This window comes from Streptomyces luteogriseus (assembly GCF_014205055.1).
Classification (GTDB): Bacteria; Actinomycetota; Actinomycetes; order Streptomycetales; family Streptomycetaceae; genus Streptomyces; species Streptomyces luteogriseus.
Genome location: NZ_JACHMS010000001.1, coordinates 3,614,208 through 3,631,505, shown reverse-complemented (window position 1 = coordinate 3,631,505; position 17,298 = coordinate 3,614,208). Strand labels below are relative to the sequence as shown.

16 protein-coding genes are annotated in these 17,298 nt (G+C 71.3%); 9 read left to right on the top strand and 7 right to left on the bottom strand.

Annotated features, from left to right (window positions below):
• Nucleotides 1-58 precede the first annotated feature (58 nt).
• Both rarD and BJ965_RS15725 read right to left on the bottom strand, forming a co-directional pair.
• A complete protein-coding gene (gene rarD, locus BJ965_RS15730) occupies nucleotides 59-1,072 on the bottom strand; it encodes an EamA family transporter RarD (RefSeq protein ID WP_313666884.1) in 1,014 nt (337 codons plus the stop codon).
• Nucleotides 1,073-1,196: 124 nt separating this feature from the next.
• The gene (locus tag BJ965_RS15725; protein ID WP_184909180.1) at nucleotides 1,197-2,051 is read right to left on the bottom strand and encodes an SDR family oxidoreductase; all 855 of its coding nucleotides are present in this window, start codon (nucleotides 2,049-2,051) and stop codon (nucleotides 1,197-1,199) included.
• Between the two features lie 91 nt (nucleotides 2,052-2,142).
• Here BJ965_RS15725 and BJ965_RS15720 point away from each other — a divergent pair, with 91 nt between their 5' ends.
• Nucleotides 2,143-2,523 carry a winged helix-turn-helix transcriptional regulator gene (locus BJ965_RS15720; protein WP_184909179.1) on the top strand — a complete coding sequence of 127 codons (381 nt, stop codon included), beginning with the start codon at nucleotides 2,143-2,145 and terminating at the stop codon, nucleotides 2,521-2,523.
• Between the two features lie 33 nt (nucleotides 2,524-2,556).
• Here BJ965_RS15720 and BJ965_RS15715 read toward each other — a convergent pair whose 3' ends face one another.
• The 5 genes from BJ965_RS15715 to BJ965_RS15695 all read right to left on the bottom strand — a co-directional run bounded on the left by BJ965_RS15715 (nucleotide 2,557) and on the right by BJ965_RS15695 (nucleotide 9,573).
• Nucleotides 2,557-3,636 carry a 2-oxoacid:ferredoxin oxidoreductase subunit beta gene (locus tag BJ965_RS15715; RefSeq protein WP_184909178.1) on the bottom strand — a complete coding sequence of 360 codons (1,080 nt, stop codon included), beginning with the start codon at nucleotides 3,634-3,636 and terminating at the stop codon, nucleotides 2,557-2,559.
• On the bottom strand, nucleotides 3,629-5,557 hold the full coding sequence (locus BJ965_RS15710) for a 2-oxoacid:acceptor oxidoreductase subunit alpha (protein WP_184909177.1): 1,929 nt from the start codon (nucleotides 5,555-5,557) through the stop codon (nucleotides 3,629-3,631). The genes BJ965_RS15715 and BJ965_RS15710 overlap by 8 nt, the downstream gene beginning before the upstream one ends.
• A gap of 261 nt (nucleotides 5,558-5,818) precedes the next feature.
• Entirely contained in the window at nucleotides 5,819-6,490 is a 672-nt protein-coding gene (locus tag BJ965_RS15705) for a response regulator transcription factor (protein WP_030839810.1), read from the bottom strand.
• A 215-nt stretch (nucleotides 6,491-6,705) separates the two neighbouring features.
• Entirely contained in the window at nucleotides 6,706-8,067 is a 1,362-nt protein-coding gene (locus BJ965_RS15700) for a sensor histidine kinase (RefSeq protein ID WP_184909176.1), read from the bottom strand.
• 297 nt (nucleotides 8,068-8,364) lie between these two features.
• Entirely contained in the window at nucleotides 8,365-9,573 is a 1,209-nt protein-coding gene (locus BJ965_RS15695; protein WP_184909175.1) for a sensor histidine kinase, read from the bottom strand.
• A gap of 223 nt (nucleotides 9,574-9,796) precedes the next feature.
• Between BJ965_RS15695 and BJ965_RS15690 the strand changes: the two genes are divergently transcribed.
• From BJ965_RS15690 to BJ965_RS15655, 8 genes are read left to right on the top strand one after another with little or no spacing between them, the layout of a single operon-like run.
• Nucleotides 9,797-10,204 carry an NADH-quinone oxidoreductase subunit A gene (locus BJ965_RS15690; protein ID WP_030234112.1) on the top strand — a complete coding sequence of 136 codons (408 nt, stop codon included), beginning with the start codon at nucleotides 9,797-9,799 and terminating at the stop codon, nucleotides 10,202-10,204.
• Nucleotides 10,195-10,845: an NADH-quinone oxidoreductase subunit B gene (locus tag BJ965_RS15685; RefSeq protein ID WP_184909174.1), complete on the top strand. Its 651-nt coding sequence runs from the start codon at nucleotides 10,195-10,197 to the stop codon at nucleotides 10,843-10,845. Before BJ965_RS15690 ends, BJ965_RS15685 begins: the two co-directional genes overlap by 10 nt.
• On the top strand, nucleotides 10,842-12,560 hold the full coding sequence (locus BJ965_RS15680; RefSeq protein WP_184909173.1) for an NADH-quinone oxidoreductase subunit C: 1,719 nt from the start codon (nucleotides 10,842-10,844) through the stop codon (nucleotides 12,558-12,560). Before BJ965_RS15685 ends, BJ965_RS15680 begins: the two co-directional genes overlap by 4 nt.
• Complete coding sequence (locus tag BJ965_RS15675; protein ID WP_030839798.1) at nucleotides 12,557-13,525, top strand: complex I subunit 1/NuoH family protein; 969 nt, start codon at nucleotides 12,557-12,559, stop codon at nucleotides 13,523-13,525. The genes BJ965_RS15680 and BJ965_RS15675 overlap by 4 nt, the downstream gene beginning before the upstream one ends.
• A 2-nt stretch (nucleotides 13,526-13,527) precedes the next feature.
• Nucleotides 13,528-14,223: a NuoI/complex I 23 kDa subunit family protein gene (locus tag BJ965_RS15670; RefSeq protein WP_184909172.1), complete on the top strand. Its 696-nt coding sequence runs from the start codon at nucleotides 13,528-13,530 to the stop codon at nucleotides 14,221-14,223.
• Nucleotides 14,220-14,903: an NADH-quinone oxidoreductase subunit J family protein gene (locus BJ965_RS15665; protein WP_221513137.1), complete on the top strand. Its 684-nt coding sequence runs from the start codon at nucleotides 14,220-14,222 to the stop codon at nucleotides 14,901-14,903. The genes BJ965_RS15670 and BJ965_RS15665 overlap by 4 nt, the downstream gene beginning before the upstream one ends.
• A complete protein-coding gene (nuoK, locus tag BJ965_RS15660) occupies nucleotides 14,903-15,301 on the top strand; it encodes an NADH-quinone oxidoreductase subunit NuoK (protein ID WP_184909171.1) in 399 nt (132 codons plus the stop codon). The genes BJ965_RS15665 and nuoK overlap by 1 nt, the downstream gene beginning before the upstream one ends.
• Nucleotides 15,298-17,292 (top strand): NADH-quinone oxidoreductase subunit 5 family protein, encoded by a 1,995-nt coding sequence (locus BJ965_RS15655; RefSeq protein ID WP_184909170.1) that lies wholly within the window; start codon nucleotides 15,298-15,300, stop codon nucleotides 17,290-17,292. The genes nuoK and BJ965_RS15655 overlap by 4 nt, the downstream gene beginning before the upstream one ends.
• Nucleotides 17,293-17,298 lie beyond the last annotated feature (6 nt).

The window sequence follows — 17,298 nt, the reverse complement described above, 5'->3', positions numbered from 1 at the left end:
TGCTGGCCACCGCCACCCAGTTCGGTTCCGCGATCGGCATCTCGGCGGTGACCGCGGTCTACGGCCTGGCGTCCACCGGGTCCGGCCCGGAGGCCACGCTCTCGGCGTTCCGTGCGGCACTGACCGTGCCGGTCGCCCTGGTGGTGCTGGGCACATTGATCTCGCTGGTCAGCGTCCGGGAGGCCCGGCGGGCGGCGCGCAAGGCGTCCCAGGTGAGCAGCGTCAACGCCAGCCACACCAGCGCGAACCCGGCCCAGCGCTCCGGCGGCATCTCCTCGTGGAAGTAGAAGATGCCGAGCAGGAACTGCAGGACCGGCGTCGAGTACTGGAGCAGGCCGATGGTGGACAGCGGCACGCGGATCGCGGCCGCGCCGAAGCAGACCAGGGGGAGCGCGGTGACGATGCCGGCCGAGGCGAGCAGCGCCGCGTGTCCCGCGCCCTCGCCGGTGAAGGTGGAGCCGCCCCGCGCGGAGAGCCACACCAGGAAGGCGAGGGCGGGCAGGAACTGGATCGCGGTCTCGGCGGCCAGCGACTCGATGCCGCCGAGGCCCACCTTCTTCTTCACCAGCCCGTAGGTGGCGAAGGAGAACGCGAGGCAGAGCGAGATCCACGGGGGCCGGCCGTAGCCGATGGTCAGCACGACGACCGCCGCGCAGCCGGTCCCGACCGCCGCCCACTGCACCGGCCGCAGCCGCTCCTTCAGCAGCAGCACGCCCATCGCGATGGTGACCAGCGGGTTGATGAAGTACCCGAGCGAGGCCTCGACCACGTGCCCGGAGTTCACGGCCCAGATGTACAGGCCCCAGTTGACGGTGATGACCGCCGCGGCGACCGTGATCAGCGCCAGCTTGCGGGGCTGCCGCAGCAACTCGCCGGCCCAGGCCCAGCGGCGCAGCACCAGCAGGGCGGCGCCCACGAAGACCAGCGACCACACCATCCGGTGGGCCAGGATCTCGACCGCGCCGGCCGGCTTCAGCAGGGGCCAGAACAGGGGGACGAGCCCCCACATCCCGTAGGCCGCGAAGCCGTTCAGCAGTCCTATGTGCCGCTCACCCCTCGGCTTGCCGGTCACGGGCCCCTCCTTCGCGCCTGGCGTGTGTCCGCGTGGACGACGGTAACGCCGAGCGCCCCCGGCTGTCATGCCCGTATCGGCATACGGTCATGACAGTCCGGGGGTGGCGTGCCGCGGGGGAGGGTCAGCCCTTGAGCGCGGCGGCGATGGCCTCGGCGAACGGGGTGGTGGGGCGGCCGGTGAGGCGGGACAGGTCGCCGGTGTCGACGACCAGCTCGCCCTTCTCGATGGAGGCGTCGACACCCGCGAGGATCCGGGCGAACGGCTCGGGCAGGCCCGCGCCGGTCAGGATGCCCACGAGGGCTTCGGCGGGGACGGCGTTGTACGCGATCTCCTTGCCGGTCTGCCGGCTCAGCTCGGCCGCGTACTCGGCGAAGCTCCAGGAGGTGTCGCCGCCCAGCTCGTACGTCTTGTTCTCGTGCCCCTCACCGGTGAGCACGGCGACGGCGGCAGCGGCGTAGTCGGCGCGGGAGGCGGAGGAGACCCTGCCCTCACCGGCGGCGGCGACGACCGCGTTGTGCTCCAGCACCGGGGCGAGGTTCTCGGTGTAGTTCTCGTGGTACCAGCCGTTGCGCAGCAGCGCGTAGGGCACACCGGAGTCCAGCAGGATCTCCTCGGTGCCGCGGTGGTCGTCGGCGAGCGCGGCGGTCAGGGTGCCGGGGGCGCTGGTGTAGGCGAGCAGGGCGACACCGGCGGCCTTGGCGGCGTCGATGACGACCTTGTGCTGCTGCACCCGGCCCTTGTCGAACTCGTTGCCGGAGACGAGCAGCACCTTGTCGCCGGCGGAGAACAGCCCGTCGAAGGAGGCGGGGTCGTTGTAGTCGGCGAGGGCGATCTTCACGCCCCGGTCCGCGAGGTCGGCGGTCTTCTCCGCATTGCGTACGACCGCGGTGATCTGCCCGGCGGGCACCTTCTCCAGCAACTGCTCCACGACGTGGCGGCCGAGCTGTCCGGTGGCGCCGGTGACGACGATGCTCATGGTGAGGACTCTCCTTGTGGGGTGCGTTGACACTAACCCTAGGAGATGCGCTAACTTCTGGAAAGTACCCACTTTGAAGTAAGGTACTGGCATGGCGGTAAGTGAGAACGAAGCCCTGTGCCCGTACCGGCTGGTCCTGGAGCACGTGACCAGCCGCTGGGGCGTGCTCGTCCTGATCGAGCTCCTGGACCGGCCCTACCGGTTCAGCGAGCTGCGCCGGGCGATCGGCGCGTACGTCGGCCGGGGCGTCAGCGAGAAGATGCTCACGCAGACCCTCCAGACCCTGGAGCGCGACGGACTCGTCCATCGCGACGCCAAGGCCGTCATCCCGCCGCGCGTCGACTACTCCCTCACCGGCCTCGGCCGCGAGGCCGCCGAGCAGGTGAAGGCCCTCGCCGCCTGGACGCACCAGCGCATGGACGACGTGGAACAGGCCCGCCAGGCGTACGACGAGGCCCGGGCCGCCTCGTAGACGGCCCGGGCCCCGGGGTGGCTTTCGGCCGGGTCAGCCCACGACCGTCCACGTGTCGCCGCCCGCCAGCAGCGCGCCCAGGTCGCCCTTGCCGTGCTGCTCGATCGCGGTGTCCAGCTGGTCGGCCATCTGCGTGTCGTAGACGGACCGCTCGACCGAGCGCAGGACCCCGATCGGCGTGTGGTGCAGGGTGTCCGGGTCGGCCAGGCGGGACAGCGCGAACGCCGTGGTCGGGGACGGTGAGTGCGCGTCGTGGACGAGCACCTGGTCCTCGTTCTCCGGCGTCACCGCCACCACCTTCAGATCACCGGTCAGCGGATCCCGGACGACACCCTTGGCCTGGTCGGCGCCGAACCGGATCGGCTTGCCGTGCTCCAGCCGGATCACGGCCTCCTCGGCCTGCTGCTTGTCCTTCAGGGCGTCGAAGGCGCCGTCGTTGAAGATGTTGCAGTTCTGGTAGATCTCGATCAGCGCCGTGCCCTGGTGGGCGGCGGCCTGGCGCAGCACCTCCGTCAGGTGCTTGCGGTCGGAGTCCACCGTCCGCGCCACGAACGACGCCTCCGCGCCGATCGCCAGCGACACCGGGTTGAAGGGCGCGTCCAGCGAGCCCATCGGCGTCGACTTGGTGATCTTCCCGACCTCGGAGGTCGGCGAGTACTGGCCCTTGGTCAGACCGTAGATCCGGTTGTTGAACAGCAGGATCTTGAGGTTGACGTTGCGGCGCAGCGCGTGGATCAGGTGGTTGCCGCCGATGGACAGCGCGTCGCCGTCACCCGTGACGACCCATACCGACAGATCCCGGCGGGAGCTCGCCAGACCCGTGGCGATGGCGGGGGCGCGGCCGTGGATGGAGTGCATCCCGTACGTGTTCATGTAGTACGGGAAGCGGGAGGAGCAGCCGATGCCCGAGACGAAGACGATGTTCTCCTTCGCCAGCCCCAGCTCGGGCATGAAGCCCTGCACCGCGGCGAGGATGGCGTAGTCGCCGCAGCCGGGGCACCAGCGCACTTCCTGGTCGGACTTGAAGTCCTTCATCGACTGCTTGCCCTCGGCCTTGGGGACGAGGGAAAGCGCCTCGATGGTGCCCGTGCCGTGCGTGGACGTCTCAGCCATCGATGGCCTCCTTCAGAGCCGCGGCGAGCTGCTCCGCCTTGAACGGCATGCCGTTGACCTGGGTGTACGAGTGGGCGTCGACCAGGTACTTCGCCCGGATGAGCATGGCGAGCTGCCCGAGGTTCATCTCGGGGATCACCACCTTGTCGTAACGCTCCAGCACAGAGCCCAGATTCCGCGGGAAGGGGTTGAGATGACGCAGATGCGCCTGCGCGACGGACTCCCCGGCTCTGCGCAGCCGCCGCACGGCCGCCGTGATCGGCCCGTACGTCGAGCCCCAGCCCAGGACCAGCGTTCTCGCCCCGTGCGGGTCGTCCACCTCGACGTCCGGCACGTCGATGCCGTCGATCTTCGCCTGCCGGGTGCGCACCATGAAGTCGTGGTTGGCCGGGTCGTAGGAGATGTTGCCCGTGCCGTCCTGCTTCTCGATGCCGCCGATCCGGTGCTCCAGACCCGGCGTGCCCGGGATCGCCCACGGGCGGGCCAGCGTCTGCGGGTCCCGCTTGTACGGCCAGAACACCTCGGTGCCGTCGTCGAGCGTGTGGTTCGGCCCCTGCGCGAACTGCACCCGCAGGTCCGGCAGTTCCTCGATGTCGGGGATCCGCCAGGGCTCGGAGCCGTTGGCCAGGTAGCCGTCGGACAGCAGGAACACCGGCGTGCGGTACGTCAGCGCGATCCGCGCCGCCTCCAGCGCGGCGTCGAAGCAGTCCGCCGGAGTGCGCGGCGCGACCACCGGCACCGGCGCCTCGCCGTTGCGCCCGTACATCGCCTGCAGCAGGTCCGCCTGCTCGGTCTTGGTGGGCAGACCGGTCGACGGGCCGCCGCGCTGGATGTCCACGACCAGCAGCGGCAGCTCCAGGGAGACCGCGAGACCGATCGTCTCCGACTTCAGCGCCACACCCGGGCCGCTCGTCGTGGTCACGGCCAGCGAACCACCGAAGGCCGCGCCCAGCGCGGCCCCGATGCCTGCGATCTCGTCCTCCGCCTGGAAGGTACGCACGCCGAAGTTCTTGTGTTTGCTCAGCTCGTGCAGGATGTCCGACGCCGGAGTGATCGGGTACGACCCCAGATACAGCGGCAGATCCGCCTGCCGGCTCGCCGCGACCAGCCCGTACGACAGGGCGAGGTTGCCGGAGATGTTGCGGTAGACACCCGGCGGGAACGCCGTGGCCGCCGGGGCGACCTCGTAGGAGACGGCGAAGTCCTCCGTCGTCTCGCCGAAGTTCCAGCCGGCCCGGAACGCCGCGATGTTGGCCGCCGCGATGTCGGGCTTCTTCGCGAACTTCGACTTCAGGAACTTCTCCGTGCCCTCGGTGGGCCGGTGGTACATCCAGCTCAGCAGGCCCAGCGCGAACATGTTCTTGCTGCGCTCGGCCTCCTTGCGGCTGAGATCGAACTCCTTCAGCGCCTCGACCGTGAGCGTGGTCAGCGGCACGGGGTGCACCTGGTAGCCGTCCAGCGACCCGTCCTCCAGCGGGGACGTCTCGTAGCCGACCTTCTGCATCGCCCGCTTGGTGAACTCGTCCGTGTTGACGATCACCTCGGCGCCGCGCGGCAGGTCGCCGATGTTGGCCTTCAGCGCGGCCGGGTTCATCGCCACCAGCACGTTCGGCGCGTCACCGGGGGTGAGGATGTCGTGGTCGGCGAAGTGCAACTGGAAGGACGACACACCCGGCAGGGTTCCGGCGGGTGCCCTGATCTCGGCCGGGAAGTTCGGCAGGGTCGACAGGTCGTTGCCGAACGACGCGGTCTCCGAGGTGAAACGGTCACCGGTGAGCTGCATACCGTCACCCGAGTCCCCCGCGAACCTGATGATCACCCGGTCGAGGCGACGGACATCCTTCGCGCCCGCCGCTTTGCGCTGCTCCCCTACGACTGCTCCGTCGGCCTGCTCCGCTGGGCTACTGACCTGGCTGGTCACTGAACTGGACCTCCCTCGAGGACGCTGTCCGGGACAGGCCTTCCCGCAGGCCCTCCCAGGATCAACCCTACGACCGCAGGGGTCGCCTTCTTCGGGTCATTCGCATCTTGGACACGACTTTGGGATGATCACGCGCCCGAAAATCGTCCGGATTCTCCGCGAGTCTCACGTCGGGGTGCGCCAGGAGTTGTGGTAGGTCGCGGTGCATCGGGAGTGGAGGCAGATCGCGGTGTGTCAGGAGTTGCGGCAGGTCGCGGTGCGTCAGGAGTTGAGGTACGTCAACACGGCCAGCACCCTGCGGTGGTCGCCCTCGCTCGGCGACAGCCCCAATTTCAGGAAGATGTTGCTGACGTGCTTCTCGACCGCCCCGTCGCTGACCACGAGCTGCCGCGCGACCGCCGAGTTCGTCCGTCCCTCGGCCATCAGCCCCAGCACCTCCCGCTCCCTCGGGGTGAGCCCCGCCAGCACGTCCTGCTTACGGCTGCGGCCCAGCAGCTGCGCGACCACCTCCGGGTCGAGCGCCGTACCGCCCTCGGCCACCCGCACCACCGCGTCCACGAACTCCCGCACCTCGGCCACCCGGTCCTTCAGCAGGTAGCCGACCCCCCGGCTGGACCCGGCGAGCAGCTCGGTGGCGTAGCGCTCCTCCACATACTGCGACAGCACCAGCACCCCGAGTCCCGGGTGCGCCTTGCGCAGCTGCACCGCCGCCCGCACTCCCTCGTCCGTGTGGGTCGGCGGCATCCGCACGTCCGCCACGACCACGTCCGGCAGCTCACCCTGCGCGTCCAGCTCCGTGATGGTCTTGATCAGTGCCTCGCCGTCACCCACACCGGCGACCACCTCGTGCCCACGGTCGGTCAGCAACCGGGTCAGGCCCTCTCTGAGCAGCACCGAATCCTCGGCGATGACCACCCGCACCCTGTCCTCCACGATGTTCGGCCCCCCACAGCCCGCTGTCGCCCGTCCGCAGCCCACAACGGCTCCGCGCCCACCCGTGCGACAGGTCCAGCATTTCAGGATCGGGGGGTCCATGGGGACGGGACCGGCTTCTTGACTGGCCGATCGGGTGGTGAGGGAAAGATGAGGGGCCGGAGGCGACGGCCCCCGGCCCTGTCACGGCTCACGGGGGCCGGGCCCCGCGAAGGTCACCGCACGTGCTCCCCCCGCCACGGCAACTCGGCGGTCACCCGGGTCGGCCCGCCCGCCGGAGAGTCCACCACCAGGATCCCGTCCACCGCGTCGAGCCGGTCCGCCAGCCCCGCGAGCCCGGACCCCTGGGACACGTCGGCCCCGCCCACGCCGTTGTCCACGACCTGCAGCATCAGCCGGTTCTCCGTCCGCCACACCTCGACGCCCGCCCACGTCGCCCGCGCGTGCTTGCTGACGTTCTGCAGCAGCTCCGACACCGTGAAGTAGGCGATCCCCTCGATCGCCGGCGCCGGCCGCTCCGCCAGGTCGACCTCGACCTGCACCGGCACCGTGCACCGCGACGCCACCGCCGACAGCGCCGCGTCCAGCCCCCGGTCCGTCAGGACCGCCGGATGGATCCCCCGGGCCAGGTCCCGCAGTTCCTGGAGAGCCGTCTTCACCTCACCGTGCGCCTCGTCCACCATCCGCGCGGCCGCCCGCGGATCCTCCTGGAGCTTCTCCTTCGCCAGCCCCAGGTCCATGGCCAGCGCCACCAGCCGGGCCTGCGCCCCGTCGTGCAGATCCCGCTCGATGCGCCGCAGGTCGGCCGCGGCCGTGTCGACCACGACCCCCCGGTCCGACTCCAGCTCCACCACCCGCGAGACCAGCCGCGACGGCCCGAGCAGCCCGTGCACCATCAGCCGGTCCACCATCGTCAGCGCCCGCACGATCCACGGCGTGGCGATCGTGACCAGCAGCCCCACCAACGCGGTCACCGTGATCTCGAAGGGGTTGTCCAGATAGATGCGGTGCGCCTCGTCGCCGTACAGCTGAACCCCCTCCTGGCCCGCGTACACCGGGAACACCCAGAACCACAGCGGGTACGTCAGCAGCGCCCAGCCCAGCACCCACACGTTCACGGCCACCACGAACGAGAACACCGACCAGGGCAGCTGCAGCACCGCGTACAGCAGGGCCCGCCACGACGCGCCGCTCTTGAGGACGGCCCCCATCCACGCCATCGCGCCCGGCTTCCGCATCCGCAGCGGCTCCGGCTCGGCCACCTCCAGGCCCAGCAGCCCCCGCGCACGCGTCCGCTCCAGCGCCCCGAAGCCGCGGCACCCGGCGAGCGCCGCCGCAAGCACCGGCACACCCAGGAACGTGACCAGCAGTCCCGCCCCCAGCGACACCATCGTGACCGCGTAGGTGAACAGCAGGATGCTGATCGGCAGGCTGAGCAGCACATGGGTGAGCTCCCGCCAGGTGCGGCCCTCGACCGGCGCCCGCAGCACGGCCGGCAGCCGGTGGCGCCGTTCGGTGCTCCCCGGGAAGCCCGACCCGCTGTCGAGCCCGTATCCCTGTCCGTACTCCGTGGCCATCGGCGTCGTCCTTCTCCTCGTCCCGCGGCTGTGCTCTCGTACCTCCACCCTGCTCCGCCGCAGGTCGGCGGACCATGGAGTCCGTCGGCGTCTTGGACGGGGGGTTTTCCCTACCCCCCCGGGGGCCTCTGCCTCGGGGCCTCTATCCGGGGGCCTCTATCCGGGGGCCTCTATCCGGGGGTTTCTGCCTCGCGGTCTCTGTCCAGGGGCCTTTGCCTCGCGGTCTTTGCCCCGGGGCCCCTGCCCAGTGGCCTCTGCCTCGCGGGTCTCTGTCCCGTGGTCTCTGTCCCGTGGCCTCTATCCCGCGGCCCCGGACCGGTCACGCCACGGCAGTTCCGCCGTGACCGTCGTCGGGCCGCCCTCCGGCGACTCCAGGACGAACAGCCCGTCGACGGCGTCCAGCCGCTCCGCCAGGCCCTTCATCCCCGTACCGCCGTCGAGGCTCGCGCCCCCGTGCCCGTCGTCCCACACCTGGATGAGCAGCCGTGTGTCGGTCCGCCACACATCCACCGAGGCGGACTTCGCCCGGCTGTGCTTGCTGACGTTCTGCAGCAGCTCCGAGACCGTGAAGTAGGCGATGCCCTCGATGGCCGCGGCCGGCCGCTCCGGGAGATCGACCGTCACCTTCACCGGGACCGTGCAGCGCGAGGCGACCGAGGACAGGGCCGCGTCCAGACCACGGTCGGTCAGGACCGCCGGATGGATGCCGCGCGCCAGATCCCGCAACTCCTGGAGCGCCAGCTTCACCTCGCCGTGCGCCTCCTCGACCATCGCCGCCGCCGCGTCGGGATCCTCCAGCACCTTCTCCTTGGCCAGGCCCAGTCCCATGGCCAGATTCACCAGCCGTGCCTGCGCCCCGTCGTGCAGATCCCGCTCGATGCGTCGCAGGTCCGCCGCGGCCGTGTCCACCACGACCCCCCGGTCCGACTCCAGCTCGGCGATCCGCCGCTCCAGCTCGTCGGAGGGTGACAGCAGCCCGCGCACCATGGCCCTGTCGGCGTTGGTCAGCCCCCGCGCGATGAACGGCAGCACCGGCCACAGCACGAACAGCGAGGCCAGTGTGACCGTGAACGTCAGCACACCCCACGGCAGCCGGACGAACTCGTACAGGGCCGTGCGCCAGCCCACCGGATCCTTCAGCTGCATCCACAACCGCGGGAAGAAGCCGCCCCCGCCCCGCATCCGCAGCCGGCTCGGCTCCTCGATCCGCACCCCGAGCAGCGCCCGGGCCCGTGCCCGCTCCAGCCTGCCCAACTGCCGCGCCCCCACGAGTCCGGCCGCGAGGAGCGGGAACCCGATCACCGTGACGGTCAGTCCGAGACCGGTGGAGAACACCGTCACGACATAGGTGAAACCGAGCAGCGCGACCGGAAGGTTGGCCAGCAGGTGCGCGATCTCTTTCCAGGTGTGCCGGTCGTAGGCGAGCCGGGCCGGCGGCGGACGGTCGTCCTGCCCGGCGGCCCCCCGGGCCGCCGTCGTCCCCTGGGACGGGATGCGTTGGGTCATATGCGTTAGCGTGCCCGGCGGCGGGCGACGGCGCCATGAGGTGGGCCGCCAGGATCACCTGAGGAAAACCCCACCCTCGCGTGCATGGCCCATGACGGGCTGCTTACCCTGCCTTTATCAGGGCCTAGACTCCCGTGCGTACAGATCGTCGAACGGCGGCGCCCCGTGAGCCGCAGCATCGTCGCAGGATCCAGGTCCGAGTTTCAGGGAGCGAGGGACGGACGTGCCGGAACCGACCGTCGTCACCACGACCGTCGTCGCGGCGGACTACTTCCAGTCCTACTCGGTCGTCGGACTGCTCGCCGTCGTCGGCGTGCTGTTCGTCGCCGTCGCCTTCGGGGCCGGCCGCCTGCTGCGGCCCGTGGTCCCCACCCCCGAGAAGCTCCTGACGTACGAGTGCGGCGTCGACCCGGTCGGTGAGGGCTGGGCCCACACCCAGGTCCGCTACTACGTCTACGCCTTCCTCTACGTGATCTTCGCCGTCGACTCGATCTTCCTGTTCCCCTGGGCGACCGTCTTCGCCGCCCCCGGTTACGGCGCGGCGACCCTGGTCGAGATGTTCATCTTCCTCGGCTTCCTGGCCGTCGGCCTGCTCTACGCCTACAAGAAGGGCGTCCTGGCATGGACGTGAACCCCTCGGTGTCCGAGCCTGTCCTGCTGCCCGAGCCCAAGCGGCTGGGCGCCCTGGCCCGCCTCGCCCCCGAGCCGATGAAGGTCGTCCTCAACTGGGGCCGCCGCTACTCGCTCTGGGTCTTCAACTTCGGCCTCGCCTGCTGCGCGATCGAGTTCATCGCCGCCTCGATGGCCCGCCACGACTTCATCCGCCTCGGCGTCATCCCCTTCGCACCGGGCCCGCGCCAGGCCGACCTGATGGTCGTCTCCGGAACCGTCACGGACAAGATGGCCCCGGCCGTCAAACGCCTCTACGAGCAGATGCCCGAGCCGAAGTACGTCATCTCCTTCGGCGCGTGCAGCAACTGCGGAGGCCCTTACTGGGACTCCTACTCCGTCACCAAGGGCGTCGACCAGATCATCCCCGTCGACGTCTACGTCCCCGGCTGCCCGCCCCGGCCCGAGGCGCTGCTCCAGGGCATCCTCAAGCTCCAGGAGAAGATCGCCCGCGAGTCGCTGGGGGAGCGGTACGGCAGCGGGGCCGGCCGGCCATCGGCGGCGGCACTGCAGAGCGGACTGGTGCAGCCACCGGCCCCCGCTGCGGACCCCGCCCCGGGCCCCCTCCCGGGCTCGGACTCGACGCAGGGGGAGGGACGATGACCGCGGTCGGCTGGCTGCCCGCCGATGCCGAGGAGCTCTTCGGCACGGACGCCACGGCCGAGGAGTCGTACGACGTCCTGACCGTCGACGTACCTCCGGCCGCCTGGATCACCGCCCTGGAGACCGCCCGCGACCGGCTCGCCTGCACCTACTTCGACTGGCTGAGCGCGGTCGACGAACCGGGCACGGGCTTCCGCGTCACCGCCCATGTCGCGGCCTTGTCCCCGCTGCGACGCCTCCTCCTGCGCACGACGGTCCCGCACGAAGCTCCCGTCCTGCCCTCCGCCGTCGGTGTCTACGCGGGTGCCGCCTGGCACGAACGCGAGACGTACGAAATGTTCGGCATCACCTTCGAAGGCCACCCGGCGCTGGACCACCTCCTTCTGCCCGAGAACTTCGAAGGCCACCCCCTGCGCAAGGACTTCGTCCTGGCCGCCCGCGTCGCCAAGGCCTGGCCCGGCGCGAAGGAACCGGGCGAGTCGGAACACGGCGGCCCCAAGCGCCGCCAGATGCTCCCACCCGGCGTCCCCGACCCCAACGAATGGGGCCCCCTCAAAGGCCAACTCCCCCCCGCTCCCACCCGAGCCGCGGGCCGCACAGCAGGCGACCGCCCCACCCGAGGCGCAGCCCGCCCCGCAGGGGAACGCCCGGTACGTCGCGCCCGCTCGGTGTCGGAGGGCTCGGCCAGTCAGTCTGCGGCTGGTGAGGGTGCTCCGGCCGGTGGTGCGAGTGCGCCGACTGACCGTGCGGGGGCGTCGGCCGGCGGTGCGGGGGCTTCGGGCGCTCCGCGTCGGGCCCGTTCGGCGGCTGAGGGTTCGGTGAGTCAGTCTGCGGCTGGTGAGGGGACTCCGGCCGGTGGTGCGGAGGCGTCGGCCGGTGGTGTGGGGGCTTCGGGCGCTCCGCGTCGGGCCCGTTCGGCGGCTGAGGGTTCGGTGAGTCAGTCTGCGGCTGGTGAGGGGACTCCGGCCGGTGGTGCGGAGGCGTCGGCCGGTGGTGTGGGGGCTTCGGACAGCGGAGCTCCGGCCGGCGGTGCGGAGACGCCGACTGGCGGTGCGGCGGCTCCTGCCGGTCCGCGTCGGACGCGTTCTGCCGCTGAGGGTTCGGTGAGCCCGGCCACGCCGGGTCGGTCGACCGCTCCGGCTTCGGCCGGTCCGCGGCGTAACCGCTCGGCGTCGCAGGGGTCGGCGAGTCAGCAGCCCGGCGGTCCCGCATCCCCGGAGCCCGGCCCCGCGTCCCCCGCGACCGGCCGCGGTGCCGCGAGGCCCGGTTCCGTATCCCCGACCTCCGACGCCCCCTGGCACCACGCCCGCCCGGCCTTCGACGAACCAGCCCCCGAAACGGCACCGGAGGCAGCGAAGCCACCGGCCCCGGAGCCGTCGGACGGGTCGCAGACCTCGTCGACCTCCGAGCCCGCGGAGGCGCCGACGTCCCCGAGCCGACCTGAGAGCCCGGCCGCACCGACGTCCCCGAGCCGACCTGAGAGCCCGGCCGCGCCGGAGTCCTCGACTCCACCCGAAGGCCCGGCCGCACCGGAGTCCTCGACTCCACCCGAAGGCCCGGACACACCGGAGTCCGAGAGCCCGTCAGAGAGCCCGGACGCCGCGGATGCTCAGGACCCGGCGACGGAGCCGCAGCCGGCGGACGGCAACGTGAAGCCCGCCGACAGCCCGAGCAAGCCCGACAATCCCGAGGACCCCGCAGGAGGCCCGCAGTGAACGACGTGCTCGACGTCGCCCTGCGACTCCTGGTCGTCTTCGTCGTCTTCCTCACCCTCCCCCTGGTCATCGGCCAGACCGAACACAAGGTCATGGCTCACATGCAGGGCCGCCTCGGCCCCATGTACGCCGGCGGCTTCCACGGCTGGGCCCAGCTGATCGCCGACGGCGTGAAGTTCGCGCAGAAGGAGGACGTCGTCCCCGCGGGCGCCGACCGACGCATCTTCCAACTCGCCCCCGCCGTCGCCCTCCTGCCGTACCTCCTCGTCCTGCTCGCCATTCCCATCGGCCCCGGCGAGGGAGCCGTCGGCCAGGTCATCGACGCGGGCGTCTTCTTCGTCCTGGCCGTCATGGGCGTCGGCGTCCTCGGCTCGCTCATGGCCGGCTGGGCGTCCGCGAACAAGTTCTCCCTCCTCGGCGGCCTGCGCACCGCCGCCCAGCTCCTCGCCTACGAGCTGCCGATGCTGCTGACCGCCGCCTCGGTGGCGATGGCGGCCGGCACCGTCTCCCTCCCCGGCATCCTCGACGCCTTCGAGTGGTGGTGGCTGCCCTGGCAGATCGTCGGCGCGATCGTCTTCTTCGTGGCCGGCCTCGCCGAACTCCAGCGCCCACCCTTCGACATGCCCGTCGCCGACTCGGAGATCATCTTCGGCGCGTACACGGAGTACACCGGCCTCCGTTTCGCTCTCTTCCTCCTCGCCGAGTACGCCGGCATCGTCGTCCTGTGCGGCCTCACCACCGTCCTCTTCCTGGGCGGCTGGCACGGCCCCTGGGGCGCCGACGGACTCGGCTGGGTCTGGACCCTGCTGAAGACCGCCGTCCTCGCCTTCCTCGTGATCTGGCTGCGCGTCACCTATCCCCGCCTGCGCGAGGACCAGCTCCAGAAGCTGGCCTGGACCCTCCTCGTCCCCCTTTCCCTCGCCCAGATCGCCCTCACCGGCATCGTCAAGGTGGTGATCCAGTAACCATGGCCCCCATTCCTGGCAGTGGCCTCGCCAAGGGCCTGGCCGTCACCCTCCGCACGATGACGAAGAAGTCCGTCACCGCGCAGTACCCGGACGCCCAGCCCGACCTCCCGCCCCGCACGCGCGGTGTGATCGGCCTGTTCGAGGAGAACTGCACGGTGTGCATGCTGTGCGCCCGCGAGTGTCCCGACTGGTGCATCTACATCGACTCCCACAAGGAGACGGTCCCGGCGGCGACCCCGGGCGGCCGGGAGCGCAGCCGCAACGTCCTCGACCGCTTCGCCATCGACTTCTCCCTGTGCATGTACTGCGGTATCTGCATCGAGGTCTGTCCTTTCGACGCCCTGTTCTGGTCCCCTGAGTTCGAGTACGCCGAGACCGACATCCGCGACCTCACCCACGAGCGCGACAAGCTCCGCGAGTGGATGTGGACCGTCCCGGCCCCGCCGGCCCTCGACCCCGGCGCGGAGGAACCGAAGGAACTCGCCGCCGCCCGCAAGACAGCCGACAAACTCGCCGCCCAGCTGGCCCCGCCGGCCACCGAGTCCCACGCCGACGAGCAGGCCCGCGCCGCCGAGCAGCCCACCCGGCCGCAGGGTGACTCCAAGCAGCAGACGGACCAGCCGAAGTCGGATCAGCCGAAGTCGGATCAGCCGAAGCCGGGGCAGCCGAAGCCGGGGCAGGAGGGCTCGGCATGACCCTCGCCGCAACCGCCGGTCTCCTTGCGACGGGCCCGACCACCGGTGCCGCCGCCGGAACTCACGGTTTCCTCTCCCCGACCGGCGTCGAGATCGCCTTCCTCCTCGTCGGCCTGGTGACCTTCGGCGCCGCCCTGGTCACCGTCACCACCCGGCAGCTGGTGCACGCCGCCCTGTGGCTGGTGGTCACCCTCGGCGGCCTCGCCGTCGAATACCTCCTGCTCACCGCCGAGTTCATCGCATGGGTGCAGGTCCTCATCTACGTCGGTTCCGTCGTCGTCCTCCTCCTGTTCGGTCTGATGCTCACCAGAGCCCCCATCGGCCGCTCCCCGGACGCCGACTCCGGCAACCGCTGGGCCGCCCTCACCGTGGCCGTCGCCGCTGCCGCCGCCCTGGTCTGGGTCGTGGTCGACGCGTTCCGCACGACCTGGGTCGACCTGGACGGCCCCGCCGCGGGCTCCACCGAGGCCACCGGCGCCAGCCTCTTCCAGAACTGGGTCCTGCCCTTCGAGGCCCTCTCCGTCCTCCTCCTCGCCGCCCTGGTCGGCGCGATCGTCCTGTCCCGCAAGGCGAAGGCGGAGTCGAGCTCTCCCCCCGTGAACGCCCCGGCCGTCACCAAGAGTTCCCGATCGGTCACAGATGGTGGTTCTGGGAATTCCGAGCAGGAAGGCGCCCGCTGATGCACCTCGCCTATCCCGCCGTGCTCTCCGCGCTCCTCTTCTGCACGGGCCTGTACGGCGTCCTCGCCCGCCGCAACGCGATCCTGGTCCTGATGTCGGTCGAGCTGATGCTCAACGCCGTCAACCTCAACCTGGTCGCCTTCGACGTGTGGCTCAGCAGGACCGCCGAGGAGACCCTCCACTCCGGCCAGGCCCTCACCCTCTTCATCATCGCCATCGCCGCGGCCGAGATCGGCATCGGCCTGGCGATCGTCCTCGCGGTCCACCGCAACCGCGGCACCGCGGACATCGACAAACTCCGCGACACCTCCGAGCGGCACGACCCCGACGACCCCGACCACGACGCCCGCACGGCCGAGCAGTCCGACGAGGCCCAGAAGGCTGAGGCCACCGCGTGACCACGACCACCCTCGCCGTCCTCGTCCCCCTCCTCCCGTTCCTCGGCGCCGCCGCCGGTCTGCTCCTCGGCCGCACGGCACCCGGCTTCGTCCGCCCGCTCGCCGTCCTGCCGGCGCTCACCTCCCTGGTGCTCGCCGCGCTGGTCGCCGTACGCCAGGGCGGCGGCGCGGCCGCCGACTCGGCCACGGAACTCACCCCCACCGGCTCGGTGCCCATCGAGCTCGCCCTGCACATCGACGGCTTCGCCGCGCTCGTCGCCGTCCTGGTCGGCCTGGTCGCCTCCTGCGTGCAGATCTACTCGACGGGCTATCTGCGCGACGACCCGCGCTACCCCTCCTACGCCGCCCTCGTCTCGCTGTTCACCTCCGCGATGCTCCTGGTCGTCTACTCAGGCGACCTGATGGTGCTGCTGGTCGGCTGGGAAGTCATGGGCATCTGCTCCTACTTCCTTGTCGGCCACTACTGGGAGACCCCGGAGGCCCGCGCCGCCTCCCTCAAGGCCTTCCTGGTCACCAAGCTCGGCGACGTCCCCTTCCTCATCGGCCTGTTCGCCCTGGCCACCGACGCCGGTTCGTTCCGCATCACCCGGATCCTCGGCACCGTCGCGAGTGGCGGACTCGACCACCCGACGCTGATCGCCCTGCTGCTCCTCGCCGGTGTGGCGGGCAAGTCGGCCCAGTTCCCGCTGCACACCTGGCTCCCCGACGCGATGGCGGGCCCGACCCCCGTCTCCGCGCTGATCCACGCCGCGACGATGGTCGCCGCCGGTGTCTACTTCATCGCCCGGCTCCTCCCGGTCTTCGAGGCCTCCCAGGCCGCGATGGTCGTCCTCGCCGTCATGGCCGCCGTGACGATGACCGGCTCGGCGCTCGCCGCGCTCGCCCAGGACGACATCAAGCGCGTCCTCGCCTACTCGACGATCGGCCAGCTCGGCTACATGACCGGCGCCCTCGCCGTCGGCGACCGCGGGGCCGCCGTCTTCCACCTCCTGTCCCACGGCGCCTTCAAGGCGCTGCTGTTCCTCGCGGCCGGCGTGATCATCCACGCCGCCGGCACCAACTCGCTCGCCGCCATGTCCCGCATGCGGAACCTGCGCGACCGCGTCCCCGACGCCTACTGGACGATGACCGTGGCGCTGCTCGCGCTCGCCGCGATCCCGCCGTTCAGCGGCTTCTTCTCCAAGGAGGCCGTCCTCGGCGTCGCCGAGCACGTCGTCACCGGCCACACCGAGCACGCCCCCGCCGCGGCGGGCTGGATCGTCCTCGTCGCCGGTCTCGTCGCGGCCGTGCTCACCGCCGCCTACGCGATGCGCCTGTGGCTGCTGGCCTTCCGGGGCCGGGGCATCGAAGCCCCTGACCACGGCCGGCAGCCACTGACGATGACCGTCGTGCTGTGGGTGCTGGCCATCCCCTCCCTGGCCCTCGGCGGCTTCGCGTTCCGACTGCTGCCCGACTGGTTCGACGGCCGCGACCTCAGCCCGACCCTGACCACCTCCGTGCTCGGCACGGGCGTGGCCCTGGTCGGCGGCATCGTCACCTATGCCGCCTGGCGGCACACCGCCGCGCTCACGGCCCGCGTCCCGCTCGGCGCGGTCGCGGCCCACCCGGAGGGCGACGCGGCGCAGGTCGAGGCGGAGGCCATCGCCACGCACGAGCCGGCCTACGGGGACATCGCCTACGCGCCGGACCCCGCCGACCCCGGACGGCTGCTGCTCGGCCCCCTGCACCGGCACGCGGCCGCCGGCTTCCACCTGGACGCCGTGTACACGGCCCTCTTCGTCCGCCCGGTCCAGGCCGGAGCGGCCCTCGTCCGGTTCCTCGACCGCGAGGTCGTCGAGACCTACGTCCGCGGTGCCGGTGCGCTGCCCCGCTGGCTCGGCGCCGCCGTACGACGCGCCCAGACCGGCAACGTCCAGACCTATGTGAGCGCGCTGCTCGCCGGCACCGTCGTCCTCGCGGTCGCCGTCGTCCTCGCCGCCACGGGAGCGTGAGCAGGC

Bases quoted from the DNA above. Each gene is read 5' to 3' on its own strand.
- BJ965_RS15720 (WP_184909179.1), top strand. From the start codon at position 2,143: ATGGCGGTAAGTGAGAACGAAGCCCTGTGCCCGTACCGGCTGGTCCTG.
- nuoK (WP_184909171.1), top strand. From the start codon at position 14,903: ATGCACCTCGCCTATCCCGCCGTGCTCTCCGCGCTCCTCTTCTGCACG.
- BJ965_RS15725 (WP_184909180.1), bottom strand. From the start codon at position 2,051: ATGAGCATCGTCGTCACCGGCGCCACCGGACAGCTCGGCCGCCACGTC.
- BJ965_RS15685 (WP_184909174.1), top strand. From the start codon at position 10,195: ATGGACGTGAACCCCTCGGTGTCCGAGCCTGTCCTGCTGCCCGAGCCC.
- BJ965_RS15695 (WP_184909175.1), bottom strand. From the start codon at position 9,573: ATGACCCAACGCATCCCGTCCCAGGGGACGACGGCGGCCCGGGGGGCC.
- BJ965_RS15665 (WP_221513137.1), top strand. From the start codon at position 14,220: ATGACCCTCGCCGCAACCGCCGGTCTCCTTGCGACGGGCCCGACCACC.
- BJ965_RS15670 (WP_184909172.1), top strand. From the start codon at position 13,528: ATGGCCCCCATTCCTGGCAGTGGCCTCGCCAAGGGCCTGGCCGTCACC.
- BJ965_RS15715 (WP_184909178.1), bottom strand. From the start codon at position 3,636: ATGGCTGAGACGTCCACGCACGGCACGGGCACCATCGAGGCGCTTTCC.
- BJ965_RS15700 (WP_184909176.1), bottom strand. From the start codon at position 8,067: ATGGCCACGGAGTACGGACAGGGATACGGGCTCGACAGCGGGTCGGGC.
- BJ965_RS15680 (WP_184909173.1), top strand. From the start codon at position 10,842: ATGACCGCGGTCGGCTGGCTGCCCGCCGATGCCGAGGAGCTCTTCGGC.